The organism is Streptomyces sp. NPDC041129, assembly GCF_055592265.1.
In genome coordinates this window covers 889,049-906,984 of sequence record NZ_JBVIYV010000002.1, presented here as the reverse complement: position 1 = coordinate 906,984, position 17,936 = coordinate 889,049, and the positions used below count along the sequence as shown (strand labels likewise).

General features: G+C 69.7%; 19 protein-coding genes and 1 tRNA gene. 1 reads left to right on the top strand and 19 read right to left on the bottom strand.

Features of this window, described 5'->3' with window-relative positions:
• Positions 1-98: 98 nt before the first annotated feature.
• From rho to ACZ6B1_RS12315, 7 genes are all read right to left on the bottom strand, one after another.
• The gene (rho, locus tag ACZ6B1_RS12345) at positions 99-2,096 is read right to left on the bottom strand and encodes a transcription termination factor Rho (protein ID WP_468777318.1); all 1,998 of its coding nucleotides are present in this window, start codon (positions 2,094-2,096) and stop codon (positions 99-101) included.
• Between the two features lie 423 nt (positions 2,097-2,519).
• Entirely contained in the window at positions 2,520-3,437 is a 918-nt protein-coding gene (gene thrB, locus ACZ6B1_RS12340) for a homoserine kinase (RefSeq protein ID WP_468777315.1), read from the bottom strand.
• Positions 3,438-3,747: 310 nt separating this feature from the next.
• Complete coding sequence (thrC, locus tag ACZ6B1_RS12335) at positions 3,748-4,806, bottom strand: threonine synthase (RefSeq protein WP_468777313.1); 1,059 nt, start codon at positions 4,804-4,806, stop codon at positions 3,748-3,750.
• Between the two features lie 6 nt (positions 4,807-4,812).
• Positions 4,813-6,105 carry a homoserine dehydrogenase gene (locus ACZ6B1_RS12330; RefSeq protein ID WP_468777311.1) on the bottom strand — a complete coding sequence of 431 codons (1,293 nt, stop codon included), beginning with the start codon at positions 6,103-6,105 and terminating at the stop codon, positions 4,813-4,815.
• Between the two features lie 332 nt (positions 6,106-6,437).
• Positions 6,438-7,829, bottom strand: a complete 1,392-nt coding sequence (lysA, locus tag ACZ6B1_RS12325; RefSeq protein WP_468777309.1) for a diaminopimelate decarboxylase — start codon at positions 7,827-7,829, stop codon at positions 6,438-6,440.
• Positions 7,830-7,878: 49 nt separating this feature from the next.
• Positions 7,879-8,853 carry an ArgS-related anticodon-binding protein NrtL gene (gene nrtL / locus ACZ6B1_RS12320; RefSeq protein ID WP_468777307.1) on the bottom strand — a complete coding sequence of 325 codons (975 nt, stop codon included), beginning with the start codon at positions 8,851-8,853 and terminating at the stop codon, positions 7,879-7,881.
• Positions 8,854-8,956: 103 nt separating this feature from the next.
• Positions 8,957-9,487 carry a response regulator gene (locus tag ACZ6B1_RS12315; RefSeq protein WP_468777305.1) on the bottom strand — a complete coding sequence of 177 codons (531 nt, stop codon included), beginning with the start codon at positions 9,485-9,487 and terminating at the stop codon, positions 8,957-8,959.
• Positions 9,488-9,656: 169 nt separating this feature from the next.
• On the opposite strand from ACZ6B1_RS12315, the gene ACZ6B1_RS12310 reads away from it, so the two are divergent.
• Positions 9,657-9,728: transfer RNA gene (locus ACZ6B1_RS12310), tRNA-Arg, on the top strand.
• A gap of 222 nt (positions 9,729-9,950) precedes the next feature.
• Here ACZ6B1_RS12310 and ACZ6B1_RS12305 read toward each other — a convergent pair.
• The 12 genes from ACZ6B1_RS12305 to ACZ6B1_RS12250 all read right to left on the bottom strand — a co-directional run bounded on the left by ACZ6B1_RS12305 (position 9,951) and on the right by ACZ6B1_RS12250 (position 17,878).
• Positions 9,951-10,373, bottom strand: coding sequence for a hypothetical protein (locus ACZ6B1_RS12305; protein ID WP_468777303.1), 423 nt, complete (start codon positions 10,371-10,373; stop codon positions 9,951-9,953).
• 153 nt (positions 10,374-10,526) lie between these two features.
• Positions 10,527-11,381 (bottom strand): nuclease-related domain-containing protein, encoded by an 855-nt coding sequence (locus tag ACZ6B1_RS12300; RefSeq protein ID WP_468777300.1) that lies wholly within the window; start codon positions 11,379-11,381, stop codon positions 10,527-10,529.
• A gap of 188 nt (positions 11,382-11,569) precedes the next feature.
• Positions 11,570-12,943, bottom strand: a complete 1,374-nt coding sequence (locus ACZ6B1_RS12295; protein ID WP_468777297.1) for a tyrosine-type recombinase/integrase — start codon at positions 12,941-12,943, stop codon at positions 11,570-11,572.
• A complete protein-coding gene (locus ACZ6B1_RS12290) occupies positions 12,940-13,134 on the bottom strand; it encodes a helix-turn-helix transcriptional regulator (protein ID WP_355984844.1) in 195 nt (64 codons plus the stop codon). The genes ACZ6B1_RS12295 and ACZ6B1_RS12290 overlap by 4 nt, the downstream gene beginning before the upstream one ends.
• Positions 13,110-14,429, bottom strand: coding sequence for a replication initiator (locus ACZ6B1_RS12285; protein ID WP_468777295.1), 1,320 nt, complete (start codon positions 14,427-14,429; stop codon positions 13,110-13,112). The genes ACZ6B1_RS12290 and ACZ6B1_RS12285 overlap by 25 nt, the downstream gene beginning before the upstream one ends.
• Before the next feature lie 128 nt (positions 14,430-14,557).
• Complete coding sequence (locus tag ACZ6B1_RS12280; protein WP_403675264.1) at positions 14,558-14,815, bottom strand: SpdD protein; 258 nt, start codon at positions 14,813-14,815, stop codon at positions 14,558-14,560.
• A 14-nt stretch (positions 14,816-14,829) separates the two neighbouring features.
• Positions 14,830-15,024 carry a hypothetical protein gene (locus ACZ6B1_RS12275; protein WP_403675261.1) on the bottom strand — a complete coding sequence of 65 codons (195 nt, stop codon included), beginning with the start codon at positions 15,022-15,024 and terminating at the stop codon, positions 14,830-14,832.
• Positions 15,025-15,034: 10 nt separating this feature from the next.
• Entirely contained in the window at positions 15,035-15,226 is a 192-nt protein-coding gene (locus ACZ6B1_RS12270) for a mobile element transfer protein (protein ID WP_123436665.1), read from the bottom strand.
• Positions 15,226-15,417: an RING finger protein gene (locus tag ACZ6B1_RS12265; protein ID WP_123436666.1), complete on the bottom strand. Its 192-nt coding sequence runs from the start codon at positions 15,415-15,417 to the stop codon at positions 15,226-15,228. The genes ACZ6B1_RS12270 and ACZ6B1_RS12265 overlap by 1 nt, the downstream gene beginning before the upstream one ends.
• 18 nt (positions 15,418-15,435) lie before the next feature.
• Positions 15,436-16,065, bottom strand: a complete 630-nt coding sequence (locus ACZ6B1_RS12260) for a DUF2637 domain-containing protein (RefSeq protein ID WP_468777289.1) — start codon at positions 16,063-16,065, stop codon at positions 15,436-15,438.
• 83 nt (positions 16,066-16,148) lie between these two features.
• Positions 16,149-17,522: an FtsK/SpoIIIE domain-containing protein gene (locus ACZ6B1_RS12255; protein WP_468777287.1), complete on the bottom strand. Its 1,374-nt coding sequence runs from the start codon at positions 17,520-17,522 to the stop codon at positions 16,149-16,151.
• Positions 17,523-17,527: 5 nt separating this feature from the next.
• Entirely contained in the window at positions 17,528-17,878 is a 351-nt protein-coding gene (locus ACZ6B1_RS12250) for an SCO3933 family regulatory protein (protein ID WP_352144037.1), read from the bottom strand.
• Positions 17,879-17,936 lie beyond the last annotated feature (58 nt).

Genomic DNA, 17,936 nt, shown 5'->3' with positions numbered 1-17,936 from the left:
GGCGCATGATGCGCTCCCCTACCTCTCAGCGCCAAAAAGCCGCCCCCCGTCACGTGGTGACGGGGGGCGGCCCTCGTTTCTTACCCGCTGCCTACCGGCTAGTCGCCGTTGCCGGGCGTCGGCGTCGTCTTCTGGATCTGCATCAGGAACTCGCCGTTCGACTTGGTCTGCTTCATCTTGTCCAGCAGCAGCTCGATCGCCTGCTGCTGGTCGAGCGCGTGCAGCACCCGGCGCAGCTTCCAGACGACGGCCAGCTCCTCGTTGCCGAGCAGGATCTCTTCCTTACGGGTACCGGACGCGTCGACGTCCACCGCCGGGAAGATGCGCTTGTCGGCGAGCTTCCGGTCGAGCTTGAGCTCCATGTTGCCGGTGCCCTTGAACTCCTCGAAGATCACCTCGTCCATGCGGGACCCGGTGTCCACCAGGGCGGTGGCGAGGATGGTGAGCGAGCCGCCGTCCTCGATGTTGCGGGCCGCACCGAAGAACCGCTTCGGCGGGTACAGGGCGGTCGAGTCGACACCACCGGACAGGATGCGGCCGGAGGCCGGGGCGGCGAGGTTGTACGCACGGCCCAGACGCGTGATCGAGTCGAGCAGCACGACCACGTCGTGACCCAGCTCCACCAGGCGCTTGGCGCGCTCGATGGCCAGCTCGGCGACCGTGGTGTGGTCCTCCGCCGGGCGGTCGAAGGTCGAGGAGATGACCTCGCCCTTCACCGACCGCTGCATGTCGGTGACCTCTTCCGGACGCTCGTCGACGAGGACGACCATCAGGTGGCACTCGGGGTTGTTGTGGGTGATCGCGTTGGCGATCGCCTGCATGATCATGGTCTTGCCGGTCTTCGGCGGGGCCACGATCAGACCGCGCTGGCCCTTACCGATCGGCGACACGAGGTCGATGATGCGGGTGGTCAGCACGCCCGGGTCCGTCTCCAGGCGGAGGCGGTCCTGCGGGTACAGCGGGGTCAGCTTGTTGAACTCCGGGCGGCCACGGCCGTGTTCGGGCGCCATGCCGTTGACGGAGTCGAGGCGGACCAGCGCGTTGAACTTCTCGCGGCGCTCGCCCTCCTTCGGCTGACGGACCGCGCCGGTGATGTGGTCACCCTTGCGCAGGCCGTTCTTGCGGACCTGGGCGAGGGAGACGTACACGTCGTTCGGGCCGGGCAGGTAGCCGGAGGTCCGGATGAACGCGTAGTTGTCGAGGATGTCCAGGATGCCCGCGACGGGGATCAGGACGTCGTCCTCGGCGACCTGCGGCTCGGCGATGTCGTCGCGGCCACGGCGGCCACGGCGGTCGCGGTAGCGGCCCCGACGGCCACGGCGGCCGCCCTCGAAGTCGTCGTCGTCCTGCGGGCCACTGTTGCGGTCCTGCCGGCCGCCCTGCTGCTGGCCCTGCTGCTGACGGTCCTGACGGCCGCCGCCCTGCTGGTCGTCGCCCTTGCCGCGGCGGTCGCGGTCACGGCCGCGCTCGCGGCGGTCACGACGGCCACGGCCCTCGCCGTCACCGGCGTCGCCACGGGACTCGCCCTGCTGCTGCGTCTCGCCCTTGGACTCGACCTTCGCCTCGGCGGCGACGCTCTCGGCGCCGGCGGCCGGGCTGCCCGCCTCGGCGGTGGCACGACGGCGACGGCGCTCGGCCGGGGCCTCGTCTCCGCCACGCTCGGCTTCGCCCGAGCGGGCGGCGCCACCGGCCGGCTGGCCGGGGATCTCGATCTGCTGCTGGGCCACGGCCTTCTCGGCGGGAGCCTCGGCCGCCTTGTCCGCCTTCTTCTCGGCGGCGTCCTCGCCGGTACGGGCCTTGGAGGTGGCCCGGCGCTTGGGCTTGGTCTCGGTGGCCGCCTCCGCCTTGGGAGCGGCGCCCCCACCGGCCTGGGCCTCCTTGATGACCTCGATCAGCTGGCTCTTGCGCATACGCGCCGTGCCCCTGATTCCGAGGCCGGATGCGACCTGCTGCAGCTCGGCCAGCACCATGCCCTCGAGGCCGGTACCGCGGCGCCGCCGGGAGCCGGCACCGCTGGCAGGCGCGGAGGCGTCCGTGGCGGGCGCGGCAGCGGTCTCCTCGACACGTGCGCCCATCAGATCGGTGGTGTCGCTCACGAAGGGTCCTTCCCTGGAGCGGACGTCGGCCTGTCTGGCTCGGCGACCGGTTGTGCTGTCCGGCTACGGTCCTGTCTTCGCTGAACCGTGCCGGGGCGGTGGTCCGCCAAAGCGGCGGAAGAGAAATTTGCTGGTGATGGCGCTTCCGCAGCCGTGGCACCCAGTGTCACGTGGCGTGGTAGCACCGATTCCGGAGCTCCCCCAGAGGGGGTACCCCCACCGATGTCCCGCTCAATGTCCGCATACGTCGTACTGCCCCGGTACGGCGCACGGAACACGGAGTGGTGTGGGAGGCTCCCGGAAGGATGTCTGTCCCTGACGGGGACACGAAGCACCTCGCCATGGTGGGGTCGGGTGCAGACTTGAGGTTAACACTACCGGATCCAACAAACATTCCCCCTCTCCAAATCCGGCAACCGTGTCTCAGGTCGCAAGCGGCAGCACGCTCGCTCCCTGGACATCGAGGTCCAGCCGGTTGGCGGCCCAGCCCTCACCCGCGAGGTGGGACACCTTCTCGGCGCTGCCGGCATCGGCCAGCGCCATGACGGTGGGTCCGGCGCCGGAGATGACGGCCGGGATCCCGTCGGCCCGCAACCGCTCCACCAGCGCCGCGCTCTCCGGCATCGCCGGGGCGCGGTACTCCTGGTGCAGACGGTCCTCGGTGGCGGGCAGCAGCAGCTCGGGGCGCCTGGTGAGGGCCTCGACGAGCAGAGCGGCACGGCCCGCGTTGACGGCGGCGTCGACGTGCGGAACGGTGCGCGGCAGCAGGCCGCGCGCGGTCTCGGTCAGCACCGGCTTCCCGGGCACGAAAACCACCGGAACGATGGAATCGTCGGGCTCCATCCTGATGGCCCGGGCGGCGCCGGCCTCCATCCAGGACAGGGTGAAACCGCCGAGCAGACAGGCGGCCACGTTGTCGGGATGGCCCTCGATCTCCGTGGCCAGCGCGAGCAGCGCCGCGTCGTCGAGCCGGGCCTCGCCGCCTATGGTCACCGCGCGGGCGGCGACGATACCGGCGCAGATGGCGGCGGAGGAGGAGCCGAGGCCACGGCCGTGCGGGATGCGGTTGGCGCAGACGATCTCCAGACCGCGGGGCTGTCCGCCGAGCAGGTCGAAGGCGGTGCGCAGGGAGCGGACGAGCAGATGGCTCTCGTCACGGGGCAGGGTCTCGCTGCCCTCACCCGCGATGTCGATGTGCAGACCGGAGTCGGCCACCCGGACGACGACGTCGTCGTACAGCCCCAGCGCGAGGCCCAGGGCGTCGAAGCCCGGACCGAGATTGGCGCTGGTGGCAGGGACGCGCACCCGTACGGCGGCGGCGCGGAAAGCTGGACCGGCCATCGCTCGAAGACTCTCCTTGAGCTGCGTTGAGTGTCGAAGGACATCCGATGGGCCGAATGCCGCTCGATCGCTTCGATGGACATTCGATGACGTACGAAGACCCGTCGGACCGCGTAGACGGCGCGGCCCGTGCCCACACGCGGGGGCATATGCGGCAGGCGGGTTCAGTACAGCCTATCGAAGGAAGGTTCCGCCGCGACATAGGGCGCACAGGAGGCGCACGATGCGTGTCGTGGACCTCCCGTGCACCCTGCCACGGGTCGCCCCCGCGAGCGGGGGCCGCCGGCCCGGTCACCCGGGCCGCGGGCGATCAGGCCAGGCCGAGGCGCTCCGCCGCGGTGGCCGCGTCGACCGGGACGGTGACCGGCTGCGGCGCGCCGGCCACGGCCCAGTCCGGGTCCTTCAGACCGTTGCCGGTGACGGTGCACACGATGCGCTGCCCCGGGTCCACCTTGCCCTGCTCGGCGGCCTTGAGCAGACCGGCCACCGAAGCGGCGGAGGCGGGCTCCACGAAGACACCCTCCTGCGCGGCCAACAGCCGGTAGGCGCGCAGGATTTCACGGTCCGTCACCTCGTCGATGGCACCGCCGGACTCGTCGCGGGCTGCGAGGGCGTACTCCCAGGAGGCGGGGTTGCCGATGCGGATCGCGGTGGCGATGGTCGACGGGTCCTTGACCACCTCGCCGCGCACGATCGGCGCGCTGCCGGAGGCCTGGAAGCCCCACATGCGCGGGGTCCGGGCGGAGACGCCGTCGGCGGCGTACTCCTTGTAGCCCTTCCAGTAGGCGGTGATGTTGCCCGCGTTGCCGACCGGCAGGACGTGGATGTCGGGGGCGTCGCCGAGCATGTCCACGATCTCGAAGGCGGCCGTCTTCTGCCCCTCGATACGCACCGGGTTGACCGAATTGACCAGCGCCACCGGGTAGTTCTCGCTCAGGGCGCGGGCGAGCGTGAGGCAGTCGTCGAAGTTGCCGTCGACCTGGAGGATCTTGGCGCCGTGCACCAGGGCCTGGCCCATCTTGCCGAGGGCGATCTTGCCCTGCGGCACGAGCACGGCCGAGACCATCCCGGCCCGCACCCCGTAGGCGGCGGCCGAGGCGGAGGTGTTGCCGGTGGACGCGCAGATGACCGCCTTCGCCCCCTCCTCCTTGGCCTTGGAGATGGCCATGGTCATGCCGCGGTCCTTGAAGGAGCCGGTGGGGTTGGCCCCCTCCACCTTCAGGTGGACCTCACAGCCCGTGCGCTCGGAGAGCACCTGCGCGGGCACGAGGGGCGTACCGCCCTCGCGGAGCGTCACGACCGGAGTGGTGTCGGATACCGGCAGCCTGTCCCGGTACTCCTCGATGATTCCGCGCCACTGGTGGGTCATTGCTGGTTACTCTCCTTCAACCCGCATGATGCTGGCGACACCCCGCACGGTGTCGAGCTTGCGCAGCGCCTCGACGGTCCCGGTAAGGGAGGCGTCGGACGCGCGGTGGGTGACGACGACGAGGGAGGCCTCGCCGTCCTTGCCCTGCTGGCGAACCGTATCGATCGACACCCCGTGCTCGGCGAACACGGTCGCGACCTGGGCCAGTACACCCGGCTTGTCCGCGACGTCGAGGCTGATGTGGTAGCGCGTGACGACCTCGCCCATGGGCGAGACCGGCAGGGCGGCGTACGCAGACTCTCCGGGCCCCGTTGCGCCGTTGAGCCGGTTGCGGCAGACGGCGACCAGGTCGCCGAGCACGGCGGAGGCGGTCGGGGAACCGCCGGCGCCGGGGCCGTAGAACATGAGCTGCCCGGAGGCGTCGGACTCCACGAAGACGGCGTTGTAGGCGCCGCGCACGGAGGCGAGCGGATGGCTCAGCGGGATCATCGCGGGATGCACCCGCGCGGTCACCGAGGCGCCGTCGGCGGCCCGCTCGCAGATGGCGAGCAGCTTGATCGTGCAGCCCATCTCCGCGGCCGAGCGGAAGTCGGCGGCGGTGACCTCGCTCATGCCCTCGCGGTAGACGTCGTCGAGCCGCACCCGCGTGTGGAAGGCGATACCGGCCAGGATGGCGGCCTTGGCGGCGGCGTCGAACCCCTCGACGTCGGCGGTCGGGTCGGCCTCCGCGTATCCGAGCGCGGTGGCCTCGTCCAGCGCCTCCTGGTACCCGGCGCCGGTGGAGTCCATCTTGTCGAGGATGAAGTTGGTCGTGCCGTTGACGATGCCGAGCACCCGGTTGACCTTGTCACCGGCGAGAGACTCGCGCAGCGGCCGGATCAGCGGGATGGCGCCGGCGACGGCGGCCTCGTAGTACAGGTCCCGGCCGTGCACCTCGGCGGCGGCGTGCAGCGCCGCCCCGTCCTGGGCGAGCAGCGCCTTGTTGGCGCTGACCACGGACGCGCCGTGCTCGAAGGCGGTGGTGATGAGGCTCCGCGCGGGCTCGATGCCGCCGATGACCTCGACGACGACGTCGATGTCGCCGCGTTTGACGAGGGCGGTGGCGTCGGTGGTGACCAGGGCCGGGTCGATGCCCTCACGCACCTTGCCGGGCCGGCGCACGGCGACGCCGGCCAGTTCCACCGGGGCCCCGATCCGGGCGGCGAGGTCGTCGGCGTGCGTCGTCATGATGCGCGCCACCTCTGAGCCGACCACTCCACAGCCCAGCAGCGCCACCTTCAGCGGACGCGTACGCATCATCCGACCTCGTTTCCTCTCACCGTCTACGGTTGGACCAGTCTCACTCACCGGACGGGAGTTTCTACCCTTCGTCCGGATCGTGAGACATCTATTTCATTTTCCCGGGATGGGAAGACCGAAGATCTTCCGGCCCTTCTCCCGCGCTTCACCGAAGCCCGCGGAATCGGAGGTTCCGGCGCCCCGGCCCCACCGTCGCCGGCCGCCCTCGGCCGGTGTCAGCCTCGGTCAGCCGCGACCAGCCGAAAGCCTCCGTCAGCCGCACCGGCCGGTTCAGCCTCGGTCAGCCGGCCACCGGCCGACGAACAACCTCCGTCAGCCGGCGTCAGCGTCCGTCAGCCGACGTCGAGACGCAGCAGGTCCTCCTCCGTCTCACGCCGCACGATCACCCGCGCCTCGCCGTCCCGCACCGCGACCACGGGCGGGCGCAGCACGTGGTTGTAGTTGCTGGCCATGGACCGGCAGTAGGCACCGGTCGCGGGTACGGCGAGCAGGTCGCCCGGCGCCAGGTCGGCGGGCAGGAACGCGTCCTTGACCACGATGTCCCCGCTCTCGCAGTGCTTGCCGACGACACGGCTGAGCACGGGCTCGGCGTCACTGGCGCGCGAGACGAGGGCGACGCTGTACTCCGCGTCGTACAGCGCGGTACGGATGTTGTCGGACATCCCGCCGTCCACGGAGACGTACGTCCGCAGCCCGTCGAGCGGCTTGACGGTGCCGACCTCGTACAGCGTGAACGCCGTGGGCCCGACGATGGCACGGCCGGGCTCGACCGAGATGCGGGGCGTACGCAGCCGGGCGGCCTCGCACTCCCGGCCGACGATCTCGGTCAGCGCCTTGGCGATCTCGTGCGGCTCGCGCGGGTCGTCGGCGCTGGTGTACGCGATGCCGAGCCCGCCGCCGAGGTCGATCTCGGGCAGCTCGACCCCGTGCTCGTCCCGGATGTCCTTCAGCAGCCCGACCACCCGGTGGGCGGCGACCTCGAAGCCGGACATGTCGAAGATCTGCGAGCCGATGTGGCTGTGGATCCCGATGACCTCGAGCCCGTCGAGCTGGAGCGCCCGCCGCACCGCCTCGGCGGCCTGACCGCCGGCGAGCGGGATGCCGAACTTCTGGTCCTCGTGGGCGGTGGCGATGAACTCGTGGGTGTGCGCCTCGACCCCGACGGTGATCCGGATCTGCACCCGCTGCCGCTTGCCCAGCGACCGCGCGACGTGCGCGACCCGCACGATCTCCTGGAAGGAGTCGATCACGATCCGCCCGACCCCGGCCTCGACCGCCCGCTCGATCTCCGCCACGGACTTGTTGTTGCCGTGGAAGGCGATGCGCTCGGCGGGCATCCCGGCGGACAGCGCGGTGGTCAGCTCCCCACCGGAACACACGTCGAGATTGAGCCCCTCCTCGTTCAGCCACCGCACGACGGCACGGGACAGGAACGCCTTCCCGGCGTAGAACACGTCGGCGTCGGCACCGAACGCGGTGCGCCAGGCGCGCGCCCGGGCCCGGAAGTCGGCCTCGTCGAGGATGTAGGCGGGCGTGCCGAACTCCTCGGCGAGCCGGGTCGCGGGAATCCCGCCGACGGTGAGGACACCGTCCTCGTCCCGGCCGACGGTCTGCGCCCACACCTTGGGGTCGAGGGCGTTGAGGTCGGCGGGCGGGGCGGAGTAGTGCCCCTCGGGAAGGACATCGGCGTGACGGGGCCCGGCGGGGTGGGCGGAACGGCTCATGACGTGACTCTCAGACTCTCTGTCTCTCTCCGGGGCGTCCTGGGTCGCCTCAGAGGTGTTCGGGTGCGTCGATGCCGAGCAGGTACAGGCCACCGGCCAGCACCGTCCCGGCGGCTTCGGCGAGGGCGAGCCGGGCACGGTGGGCGGCCGAGGGTTTCTCCTCGCCGCGCGGCAGCACGGTGGGCAGGAAGGGCAGCACGGCATCGGCGACGGTGACGAGATGCCGGGCGAGCCGGTCCGGGGCGCGATGGGTGGCGGCCGCGGTGAGGATGCGGGGGTGGTCGGCCAGGGCGGCGACCACCTCGCGGGCCGCCACGGGTCCGGGCTCGGCACCGAACCCGAGACGGGCGGCACCGCGGGTCATGGCCCGGGTACGGGCGTAGGCGTACCGCACCCGGAACAGCGGATTGCCCTCCCGCTGCACCAGGTGGTCGGCGGTGATCCGGGGCCGGTCGTGCGGCGCGGGATGCAGCAGCGCCCACTGGGCGGCGTCGGCCCCGAGCGGCGCGGGATCCTCCGGCGCCGGCACGGGCCGCAGGTTCACCGGCTCCCCGTGCTCGACCTCGGCACGCCCGCCCTGGGTCGCGACGATCCGCACGACCGCGTCGGCGACGACCTCGGCCCGCACCTCGTACGGCACCCGCAACAGCACGACCTGCCCGGCGAGGGTGTCACCGTGACCGTAGGCGGGGCCGAGGCGGCGGATCTCGGTGACGAGACCGACAGCCGTCTCACCGCTGTCGGCGAGTGTGACGTTGAGGAATCCCGGCCCGGTGACGACGACGTCATCGATGCCATCGGCCTCGAGAAGCCGCTTGCGGAGAATGTCGGCGACATCCAAGGGCGCTCGCCCGGCCGCCCGGGCGAGCTGAAGGGCGACGTTGGTGGCGTAGTCCCCACACCCCCCGGGCCCCGGCTCGGTCACGACGACCCGCTCGGGCACCACGTCCACACACAGCTCCCCGCCGTCCACGGCAGCACGCACCGCGTGCAACACGGTGCGGGAGAGCTCGACGGGGGTCACGGGACAAGCGTAGGGGAGGTGGGGGGTGGGTATGCGAGGCGGTTTTACGGTGCGAGACGGAAGCGGGCAGGGGGCCACCCCACCAGCTACCCCATCACCCCGTTCACCCCACCACTACCCCCGCCCCGTCACCGCCCCCACCGCTGCCCTCGTCACCCTCCCCTGGCTCCTCACCCTCGCCGTCCCCGTGCCGACTGCGCCCGGGCTTCCGCTCGATCAACTGCTTGACGAGCCGGACGAGCTCCGCGGGCTCGAAGGGCTTCGCGAGGAAGGCGTCGACACCGACGTCGAGCCCGCTCTCCACCTCGTGCTGCGTACAGGCGCTGATGATGGCGAGCGGAAGATCACGCGTACGAGGATCCGCACGCAGCCGTGCGGCGGTCCGCAGCCCGTCCAGCCGGGGCATGACGACGTCGAGGGTGACGACATCGGGCCGAACCCGATGCACGACATCCAGACACTCGGCACCATCAGCCGCGGTCACGACCTCAAGCCCCTCCAGCTCGAGGTTGACCCTGATCAGCTGCCGGATGACCTTGTTGTCGTCCACAACAAGCACCCGACCCGACGCGCCTGGCACAACTCGAGAGTAGGTCGGCGCCGGCCACCGCGTCCGGCTTTTCCCCACTTCCACCCCGCGCGAGCGACACCCTTCCACCCCGTGCGCGCGACACCGCCGTCCCACCCCTGCCCACCTCGACCGAACCCGCCCCGACGCACCCTGGAAACCCGTTCCTGATCACCCCGTCGGACCTGCTAGTGTTCTACCCGTCGCCGCAAGCGAACAGCTCAGCGCCCGACACGCCCCCGTAGCTCAGGGGATAGAGCAACGGCCTCCGGAGCCGTGTGCGCAGGTTCGAATCCTGCCGGGGGCACCCAACATGAGGTGCCCAAAGACCCCGTCACCAGCGGAAACGCTGAGGCCGGGGTCTTCGCGTATGTGCAGGCGTATGCGGCCCGGAGCGGGCGTATGTCGGGGCCTGTGGACGAGGCGTGGACGGGATCTTGGAGCGTTCTCCCAGGTGAGCCCCGCAAACCGATGTGGCCCCGGACCCGGGACAGGTATGGGGCCACAGCGCAAGGCGGTACCGACTCCTCTAGTCGGCGGTGACCCCCCAGTAGGCGATCTGCGCTGGCCTACCGTCGCGGTAGAGCACTGTGCAGTTCCCCTGGGCGCGGCCTGGGAAGTCCAACTGCTCGGAGTCGAGCGCGGCGTCCCACTCCTCGTAGGTGGGCCGGCCGTGAGGAGCCCACCCTCGCACCTCGTCATCGGTCAGCGGCCGCATGAACGGACCGTCGTCGGTGTCCGCGGCCTCGATCATGCAAGGGAAGTCCAACACGGAGCCCGTGCCGCCGGTGAAGATGTACTCATGCCACTCCGGGTCGCGCCACAGTTCCTCAAGGGACCGCCCCTCGAAGCCGTGACTGTCCCGTGCCAGCTCGTCTTCCTGCTCCTGCCGGAACGCGGCCGCCAGATCACGCTGATACGGGCCCGTGTGCGTCCATGCGTTGCCACCCATCCGCGTCCCCTCTCCACTCGAACAGCTCGTTCAAGAGCGGAGCGTAAGAGACGGCACTGACAGGGCACCCAGCCCCGACGACGGTCACACCCTGGAAACCATCCACAGGCCCCGCAGGCAGGGAAGGCAGGCACCTCGCTGAGACGCACCGGCTCAGGCCAGACTCCAAGCTTGGCGATGACGAGCGACGCCGTACACCTGCTCCACCTGGTCGGCCGTCAGAACCCCTGAGAGGGGAGCGAGTGCCGATACCTGGCGCTCCTGGTACACCCGGACATCGAGCTGCGTAGCGACCACCTTCAACTCGGTGACACCCACGAAGACGAGCACCGGCTCCACAGGCACCGAGAAGTCGCAATAGCGCTCAAGCACTCGGGCAACCCGCTTGGCCTCCGCCCGGCTCTTGCGTGCGTAGGGCGCCGGTTTCCCGTGATCGACTTTCACGGAATCGTCCCCGACCCATACAGCCCGCTTGTGGTGGTGCTTCGTATTGATACTGAACACTCCACCAGGCCCGATCAGTAAGTGATCGATATCCACTTTGTTGGCCAAGGGAACGGAGTGCAGGACGCGCCAGCCGTGGCGGCCCAAGCGGTTCAACTCGGCTCCCACTCGCCGCTCCCCCGCCAATCCCTTTCGCCAGGAGTCCCATTCTGAGGGTCGCCGAAGAAGCCGTGAAACGACTCGCTCCATCAGCCCCGGGCCGGATTCGGCGAGCAGATCACGCAACCCCTGCCCGGGAGGGTTGACGGCCAGGTCGTCACCCGGCGTCAGAGGCGGCAGATTCGGACGCGCCCGAACCTCCGGCGCCCTGTCTGGCGGGACAGGCTCGGTGAGGTTCTGTAAGTGCTTCGTGAGCACGGCGATCACGTCGTCACGACACTCGGCCCGCAAAACCGTGATGTCCCCCGTCGTGACGTCCGCCCAACCGACCGCGGTGCCATCAGGCAGGTTGGCGTACAGACGATCATGCCCGTACCGCTTCCAGCGCGTGACGTGCAGTTCCACAAGGCCCCCTGTGCTCCCGCGTTGACGTTGCCGATATGCCAGCAGCAAGCGAGACGAGGTCACAAGACCGCAGGGTACGCAGCTCAACTCAGCTCGCCCTTTCCAAACGAGGCATCGGCGCAGGTAGGGCCAAAACGAGGGAGGCCCCAGGCGGCATGCCTGAGGCCTCAGTGTGGGTGCAGGTTGTCTCACTCGTACTCGCGGAGCAGGTCCTCGATACGCCGGTTGGCAACGTCCTGACGTCCATCGAGGCACTTCGCGTACCGGGTCAGCAGGACCTCAACGCTGTTGCCGGCGCGCTCGGCAACCTCGGTGGGATCCACTCCCGCATTGAGCCACGTCGACAGCGCCGAGTGCCGAAGGTCGTACGGCCTGCTCGCAAGCGGCGAGGCCGCGACCGCCGGCGGAAGCGCCAGGAGGCGGGCCTCCTGCCACACGCGGTAGTAGGTAGAGGACGGGACAACCGAGCCCTTCTCACTGAAGAAGAGCCGCCCGTCATCCGCCGTGCCGAACGTAGCCAGGTGCTCGCGCAGCACGGCGACGAGCTGGGGCGGGATGGGCACACGCCGAACGTCCTCAGTCGGCCGGTTCTTGAGCCCGCGGTCGTCGTGGGTCTCCCCCGAGTCCGTCCACTGCTTGCCGACCGAAGGACGGGTTCGGTGGAGCAGCGCCGATCCCCAGCCCTGCTCAGGCAGGGCAAGGTCAGTCTCGACCAGGCCGACCGCCTCGGCGGGACGGAGGCCACCGAAGTACATAGCCGCGAACAGCCCGACGAGGCGCCGGCCGCGAGCACGCCGGTAGCCGCCCACGTAGGACACCGCCGCCAGGAGGTTGCGTGCCTGCTCCGGATTGGCGACAACGCGCGGATCGACCTGGTTCGAGACCTTCGGCTTCTGCCAGCGAACCGCCGTGATCGGATTCTCACGCAGCTCCCCCAGATCAACCGCGTAGTTCGCGGCGTTTACGAGAGTCCGCCGCTTCCGCCGCACTGTCTCGGCCGCTGCCGCGGTGCCGTCAAGCTTGAGCTTCAGCCCGTCGAGCACCGCACGGGCCGTTGCCGGTTCAGCGAGATCCGCAAGCGGCCGACAGGCCTTTGCCACCCAGTGCAGAACGTTCCGGACGTTATCTGGAACCTCCCGGTCCTTGGGCCCTGGCAACACGAAGGCCCAGTTGCGTAAGGCCTTGCGGATCTCCTCGTCGGACGGCCGCCCTGGCCGCTCCAGGAGAAGTTCCATGGTCACGCTCGTAAGAGATTCGTTGATGCCGTCGCGCGTATTGGGTGCAGCGTGAGGCCACTTCATCGCGAGGTACCTGAGGGCGAAGTCGTACCAGGACAACGGCGACTTCTTCTGTTCCATCGAAGCCGGAAGACCAGTCTCCGTGTCGAATTCTTCGCCGCCCCGCATGGCACTCATGAGCTTCGCTCGGTAGTGATCAGCGAGCGCCTTGGTACGGAACGAGTCCGAGAAAACGTTGCCCGCGACAGACCAGCGCACTCCGTAAGAGGGCGTCTTGGTGTCCCGCTTACGCACGCCCCAGACCTTGACGTCGAGAGACTTCACGCCGCCTCCTCGAGCTGCCGGAGCCACGAGGCGAAATCGCTACGCCACACTCGCAGCTCACCATTGGGGAGCTTGAATGCGGCCGGCCCCTGTCCCAACTCACGCCAGCGATAGAACGTTCGGCGTGAAACACCGCCCAGCTCGTTCAGGACTTGGCGAACGGTCATCAGCTCGTCGCGGCGGCTGTCCATGTCGGCTCTCCTTCCGTTCCGGGAGCGGGTTCGAGGGATGCAGCAAGCCAGGCTTCGGCGCGGGACAGGCCAGTGCCGGCGAAGACCCAGTGAGCGAGGACGAGCGTGGTCTCGCCGTCCTGCGGGACGGGCGGAGCCGCTTGAGCCCGGCGCCAGTCGGCACGGGCGTCACGGAGCGCGCCCAGGGTGGTCGAGTAACGGCGTGACTTGGTGGAGAAGTGGCCGCGGAAGCCGAGCATGTGTGCCCAGGCCCGCAGGCGAAGGTCTGCCAGCTCGGGGCGTGTGCCCAGGGCCCAGGCAGTGCGAATCATGCGCCGTGCGTGTTCCGTGATCCGTGCCTGGGCCAGTTCGGCGAGGAACTTGATGGGCCGGTCCAGGGTGCCTGTGGCAGTTTCGGCGCCCTTGGTGGCGTACTTGGCGATGTACGCCGCTACAGCTCGCTCGGTCAGCTCCTGGCCGCCGTCGAAGTCAGCGGAGCGGATGGTGCGGACGTCGAGCTGACGACCGAACCCGAAGGCGTGGGCCCGTTCGCCGATCACCGGTCCATCGACTCGCGCCGTGGTGGCAGCAGCCCGGACGGCGTCGGTCAGCAGTTCGGCTGTGGCCCAGGCGGGAGGCGGAGATTCACCACCCTCCGGGCCGTCGACGCGGATCACGGCGTGGAAGTGGACGGCACCCCGCTTCTGGTATTCGGCCACCTTCGCGAAAGAGACCCGGGCGTGGTCTCGGAACGCCCGCTGAGTGAGGCCGGCCCGCTTGGCGACCTCGCGGCGGAGGTAGATCGAGAACCGCCGCCAGAGCGCCCCTGCGTGCGCGTTCCACAGCACGGCCGCTTCGTAGTCGTAGGTCTCCAGGTCGAGGGGCGTCCCCAGGACTGCGTCACCTTCCTCGTGCTGGACGCCGCAACGGCAGTTCCGACCGTCAGAGCGGCGGTTGTGGACCGCGCCGAAGCCGGGAGCGGTGAAGGTGGCGAAGACGCGCGGGTGTGTGGCGACCCGTTCCGGAGTGCCCTTGCCGCCTCGAAGTCCGGCGGTGATCAGGTGGTAGGTGTCGCGGCGGTAGGTCTCGGCGCAGGCCGCGCATCGGGTGGCGCGGCGGTTGTTGCAGCGGACGAGCAGTTGGCCGGCAGGAAGGTTCGACGAGTCCAGGTGGTGCAGGACACGGCCGATTTCGCCGGTCGTCTGGTCCACCGCACGTTCGGTGCGGTGTCCGTCGAGGCGTACCGGGCGGGTACAGCCGCCCAGTCCGGACAGTTGGCGGGCCAGTTCGGGCATGGTGCCGAGGGATGCCAGCATGGAGAGTTCCGCCAGTGGCGGAGTCTGCCGGGAGATGATGGGAGTTCCTTTCGGCTGTTCCGACGGTTGGGAGGGACGGCCCCGGGGCGGCGGGATGCTTGGCGGCTTGTTGCCGCCCCGGCGGCCGGTCAGCGCTTGTTGGCGCTGCTGATGAGGGAGCGCAGGACCACGGCGGCGATGGCCACGGACACGGCCGAGACGGCGACCGCCGCCAGGAGTGCGGTGAGCACGATTCCGACGACGACCACGGCGGCGACCGCGCCGACACCGACGCTCACGAACGGGGTGGCCGAGCGGCCGGCCAAGGAGGGCGGAACCTGCGTCGGCTGAGGCGCGATGGCGGTCGTCGGCAGGGTCGGAATGTCGGGCAGCTTGGGGCGGAGCACGGCATACCTCCTTGTCAGTGGTGGGTGCGGTCGACGACGCCGACCCCGGAACGGGTGCCGGACTCGATGGCGGGTGCGAGGAAGGTGTGCGAGAGCCAGAAGCCGAACAGCGCGATCACGACGGCGACCCAGAGCCGAACGCCGAGAAACTTGATCGCGGCCCAGGTGATGACGCCCAGGACGAAGACGAGCGGCAGTGAGACGGTCACGGGAGCTCCCTCAGCGGACGGCGCAGCGGTGGGTCCGGGCGGCCAGCTCGGCGGCGGCACGGCTGTCGTAATCCGTGGCGAAGCCGCAGCGAGGAGCCGTGCAGGCTGCGGTGTGCTTCTCGCGCCCTCGGCCGTCGTAGTAGGTGGCAACCTGGACAGGCCCTATGCGAGTGACGTTGCGGAAGCGGCGATTGGCACTCATCAGCGGGTCTCCTTCGGGTCTACGCCGGTGAAGTCGGTGGCGTGCTCGGCCAGCCAGCGCAAGATCTCGTCGCCCTCGTAGCTGTCGGCGGCGAGGATCACCGGTTCGGCGATGAGCACGGCTTCGGTGAGGCGGTTCTGTCGGGTCAGCTCGGCGGCGCGTTGCAGCGCGCGGAGCGTGGACGGGCGCACGGTGAAGAGTCCTCCGGGTCAGGTGAGTTGGGTAGCGATGGCTTCGGCCAGCGGCAGCGGAACGCCGAGCCGGGCTCGAAGGGTTGAGATGTCGATCGGTGATCCGGTCCGGGTGCGGTGTTCGTGGGCGACCTTGCGCGCGAGTGCGATGAGCGCCGGCGGAACCGCAGAAGCGGAGGGCGGAATCGGTTCGGTCTCTGCAGCGGGCAATTGAGGGGCAGAGGCGGAAGGTTCTGGTGCCATGGGTTCCGGGGCGGACTCGCGCCCCTCCGCCTGGGTGACGGAGGTTGCACCGTGAGCGAGCAGCGTTCCGCCAAGGAAGGCGACCGCGGGCCATCCGGCTACAAGAATGCGCAGCCAGGCCGGTACGGCGCCCAGGTCGAGCAGCCCGGCCGTGGAGACATTGGCGCCGAGCGATGCGGTCAGGGCTACGAGGAACCAACACCAGCCTGCCGCTTTCGCCCCACCGCACCGGAGCCGCCGCCAGGCAGCCACGAGAAGCAGGTCGACGGAGACCGGGTAAGCCCATGCCTTCCATCCGTGCTGTCCGGCGGCCGATGCCAGATCGTGCAGGTGGGCAAAGGACAGCGCGGCGGCGATTACCGCTTGGACGAGCACGGCGTCGAGGCGGACGGGCAGGGCACGCACGGCGCGACTCCTTCCGGTTCCAGGCATGGAGGGGGTAGGGACTTGGCACGGAACGGCCGTGCCAGCCGTGGGAGTGAGTGCGGTTACTCGGTGACCGGGCGAGCTGTGGCCATGGAGCCAGGCGCCACATCCGGCAGCGGCGAAACGTAGGGCCGGAAGGGATTGAGCGCCGGGAGGTCAGGCGCAAGGTGAGCCGTCGCACGACAGGTGGCCGCAGCGTCGGCTAGGGAGAGGTAGGGAGTACGTATGCGGGACCAGCCGCCGGAGGTGTCGCCGACGACAGCCAGGCCGGGCAGCTCGGGGGCGATGGCGCACGATGCTTGGACGGCCTCAGGGGCGATGTCACCGAGCGCCATCTTCGCCGACGCTTCGTCGTTCACGCGGTGGCAGACACGACCGGTGAGCTGCGCTCGGAGCATGGTCGCGCCCTTGCCGAGTTCGGCGCCGAAGCGCTGCCCGCAGACCTCGAGGTAGATTCCAGCGGCCCGGCCGAGTTGGGCGAGCCGGATGAGCTGGGTGACCATCTCGTCCCGCCGTTCCTCCTCCTTTCGCGTGGCGACCATGAAGAGCTCGGCAACCTCGTCGATGAAGAGAACAAGTGGAGCGGGTCGTTCGTCCTCCGGAAGTCCCCAGATGTCCGAGGTGATCAGTTCTTCAGCGGTGCCGGGCGCGATGCCCTGTCGCGTCTTGATCAGGTCGTATCGATCCTCCATTTCCTTGACGAGCACGGGGAGCAGCTCAGCCGCTTGATCCGGGTCGGTTGCCAGGGCGGAGAGCCGTGACGCGAAGGGAGCCAGCTCAACCCCCCGCTTGCAGTCGATGCCGACCAGCACGACCGGTTGAGCAGCCAGCCCGGTCACCAGGTTCCGCAGGTACATGGACTTGCCCGAGAGCGTGGCACCGAGCACAAGCTCATGCGGAACAGTCCGGTAGTCCCGCACGAAGGCGGTCGCGTCTTCCCGTAACGCAACGGGCACCTGAAGCGGGCGACTGTCGGAGCGACGGGGCATCCTCACCTGCTGCAGGACGTCGAAGCCGACGAGCCACAACTCGACGACACCCGGCTTCACGTCCCGCACATGAACTGCGTGGACGCCCCAGGCATGCCGAAGTCGTTCGGCCGAAGCCGCCACGTCCGCCGGCTCCTGTCCAGGAACCAGCCGGAGCCGCATGCGCAGACCAGTCGACGTAGGCCGGATGATCCCCCGACGAGGAGGCACCGGCCGCACCTCACGGCGGGTGGTCGCCCGGACAGCCAGAGCCCGCCACCGGGACGGCTCCACAGTGAGGCCGCAGGCATCCATTGTCGAGGAGTACGAGGCCAGCAGCCGGGCTACCGAGAGCGGCAGCCCGACCGTGGACCAGTACACCGCCGGGTAGGCGTGCCGGGCGTAGGCGGCGCCGCCTATCACGGCGAGAGGACCGCCCAGCTCCGCCAACGTCACCAGGTCCGTCACAGCGATCAGCCTGCCTGGGCCATCGGGAAGGCACCCGAAGCGATGGCGGTCGCCCGGTAGGCGATCCCGTGTCGCTCCTGGCCGTTGAAGACGCTCTGCCACGGCCGCGCCACCAGGCCCGGGAGCGAGACCGGAGCACCTACCGTCAGGCCCTCGGTCACTCCGCTTTCCGGAACGGTGACCTGGATCAGCGACGACTCGCCTTCGTCGATGTAGACGACGCCGACGGTCATCAGCGCCTCGCCGGTCAGCGCGTCCTTGGCGATCTCGCCGGTCTGCCGGTCGCGCACCTTCGGCGCCGGGGCCTCAGTGAGCAGGATCGTGGCGGCGGAAGCGTCAATGCGGATCACACGCACAGGGATTCTCCCTCTGAGAGTCGATCAACCTGTCGGCCTGACAGGTTGACTTAGCAAG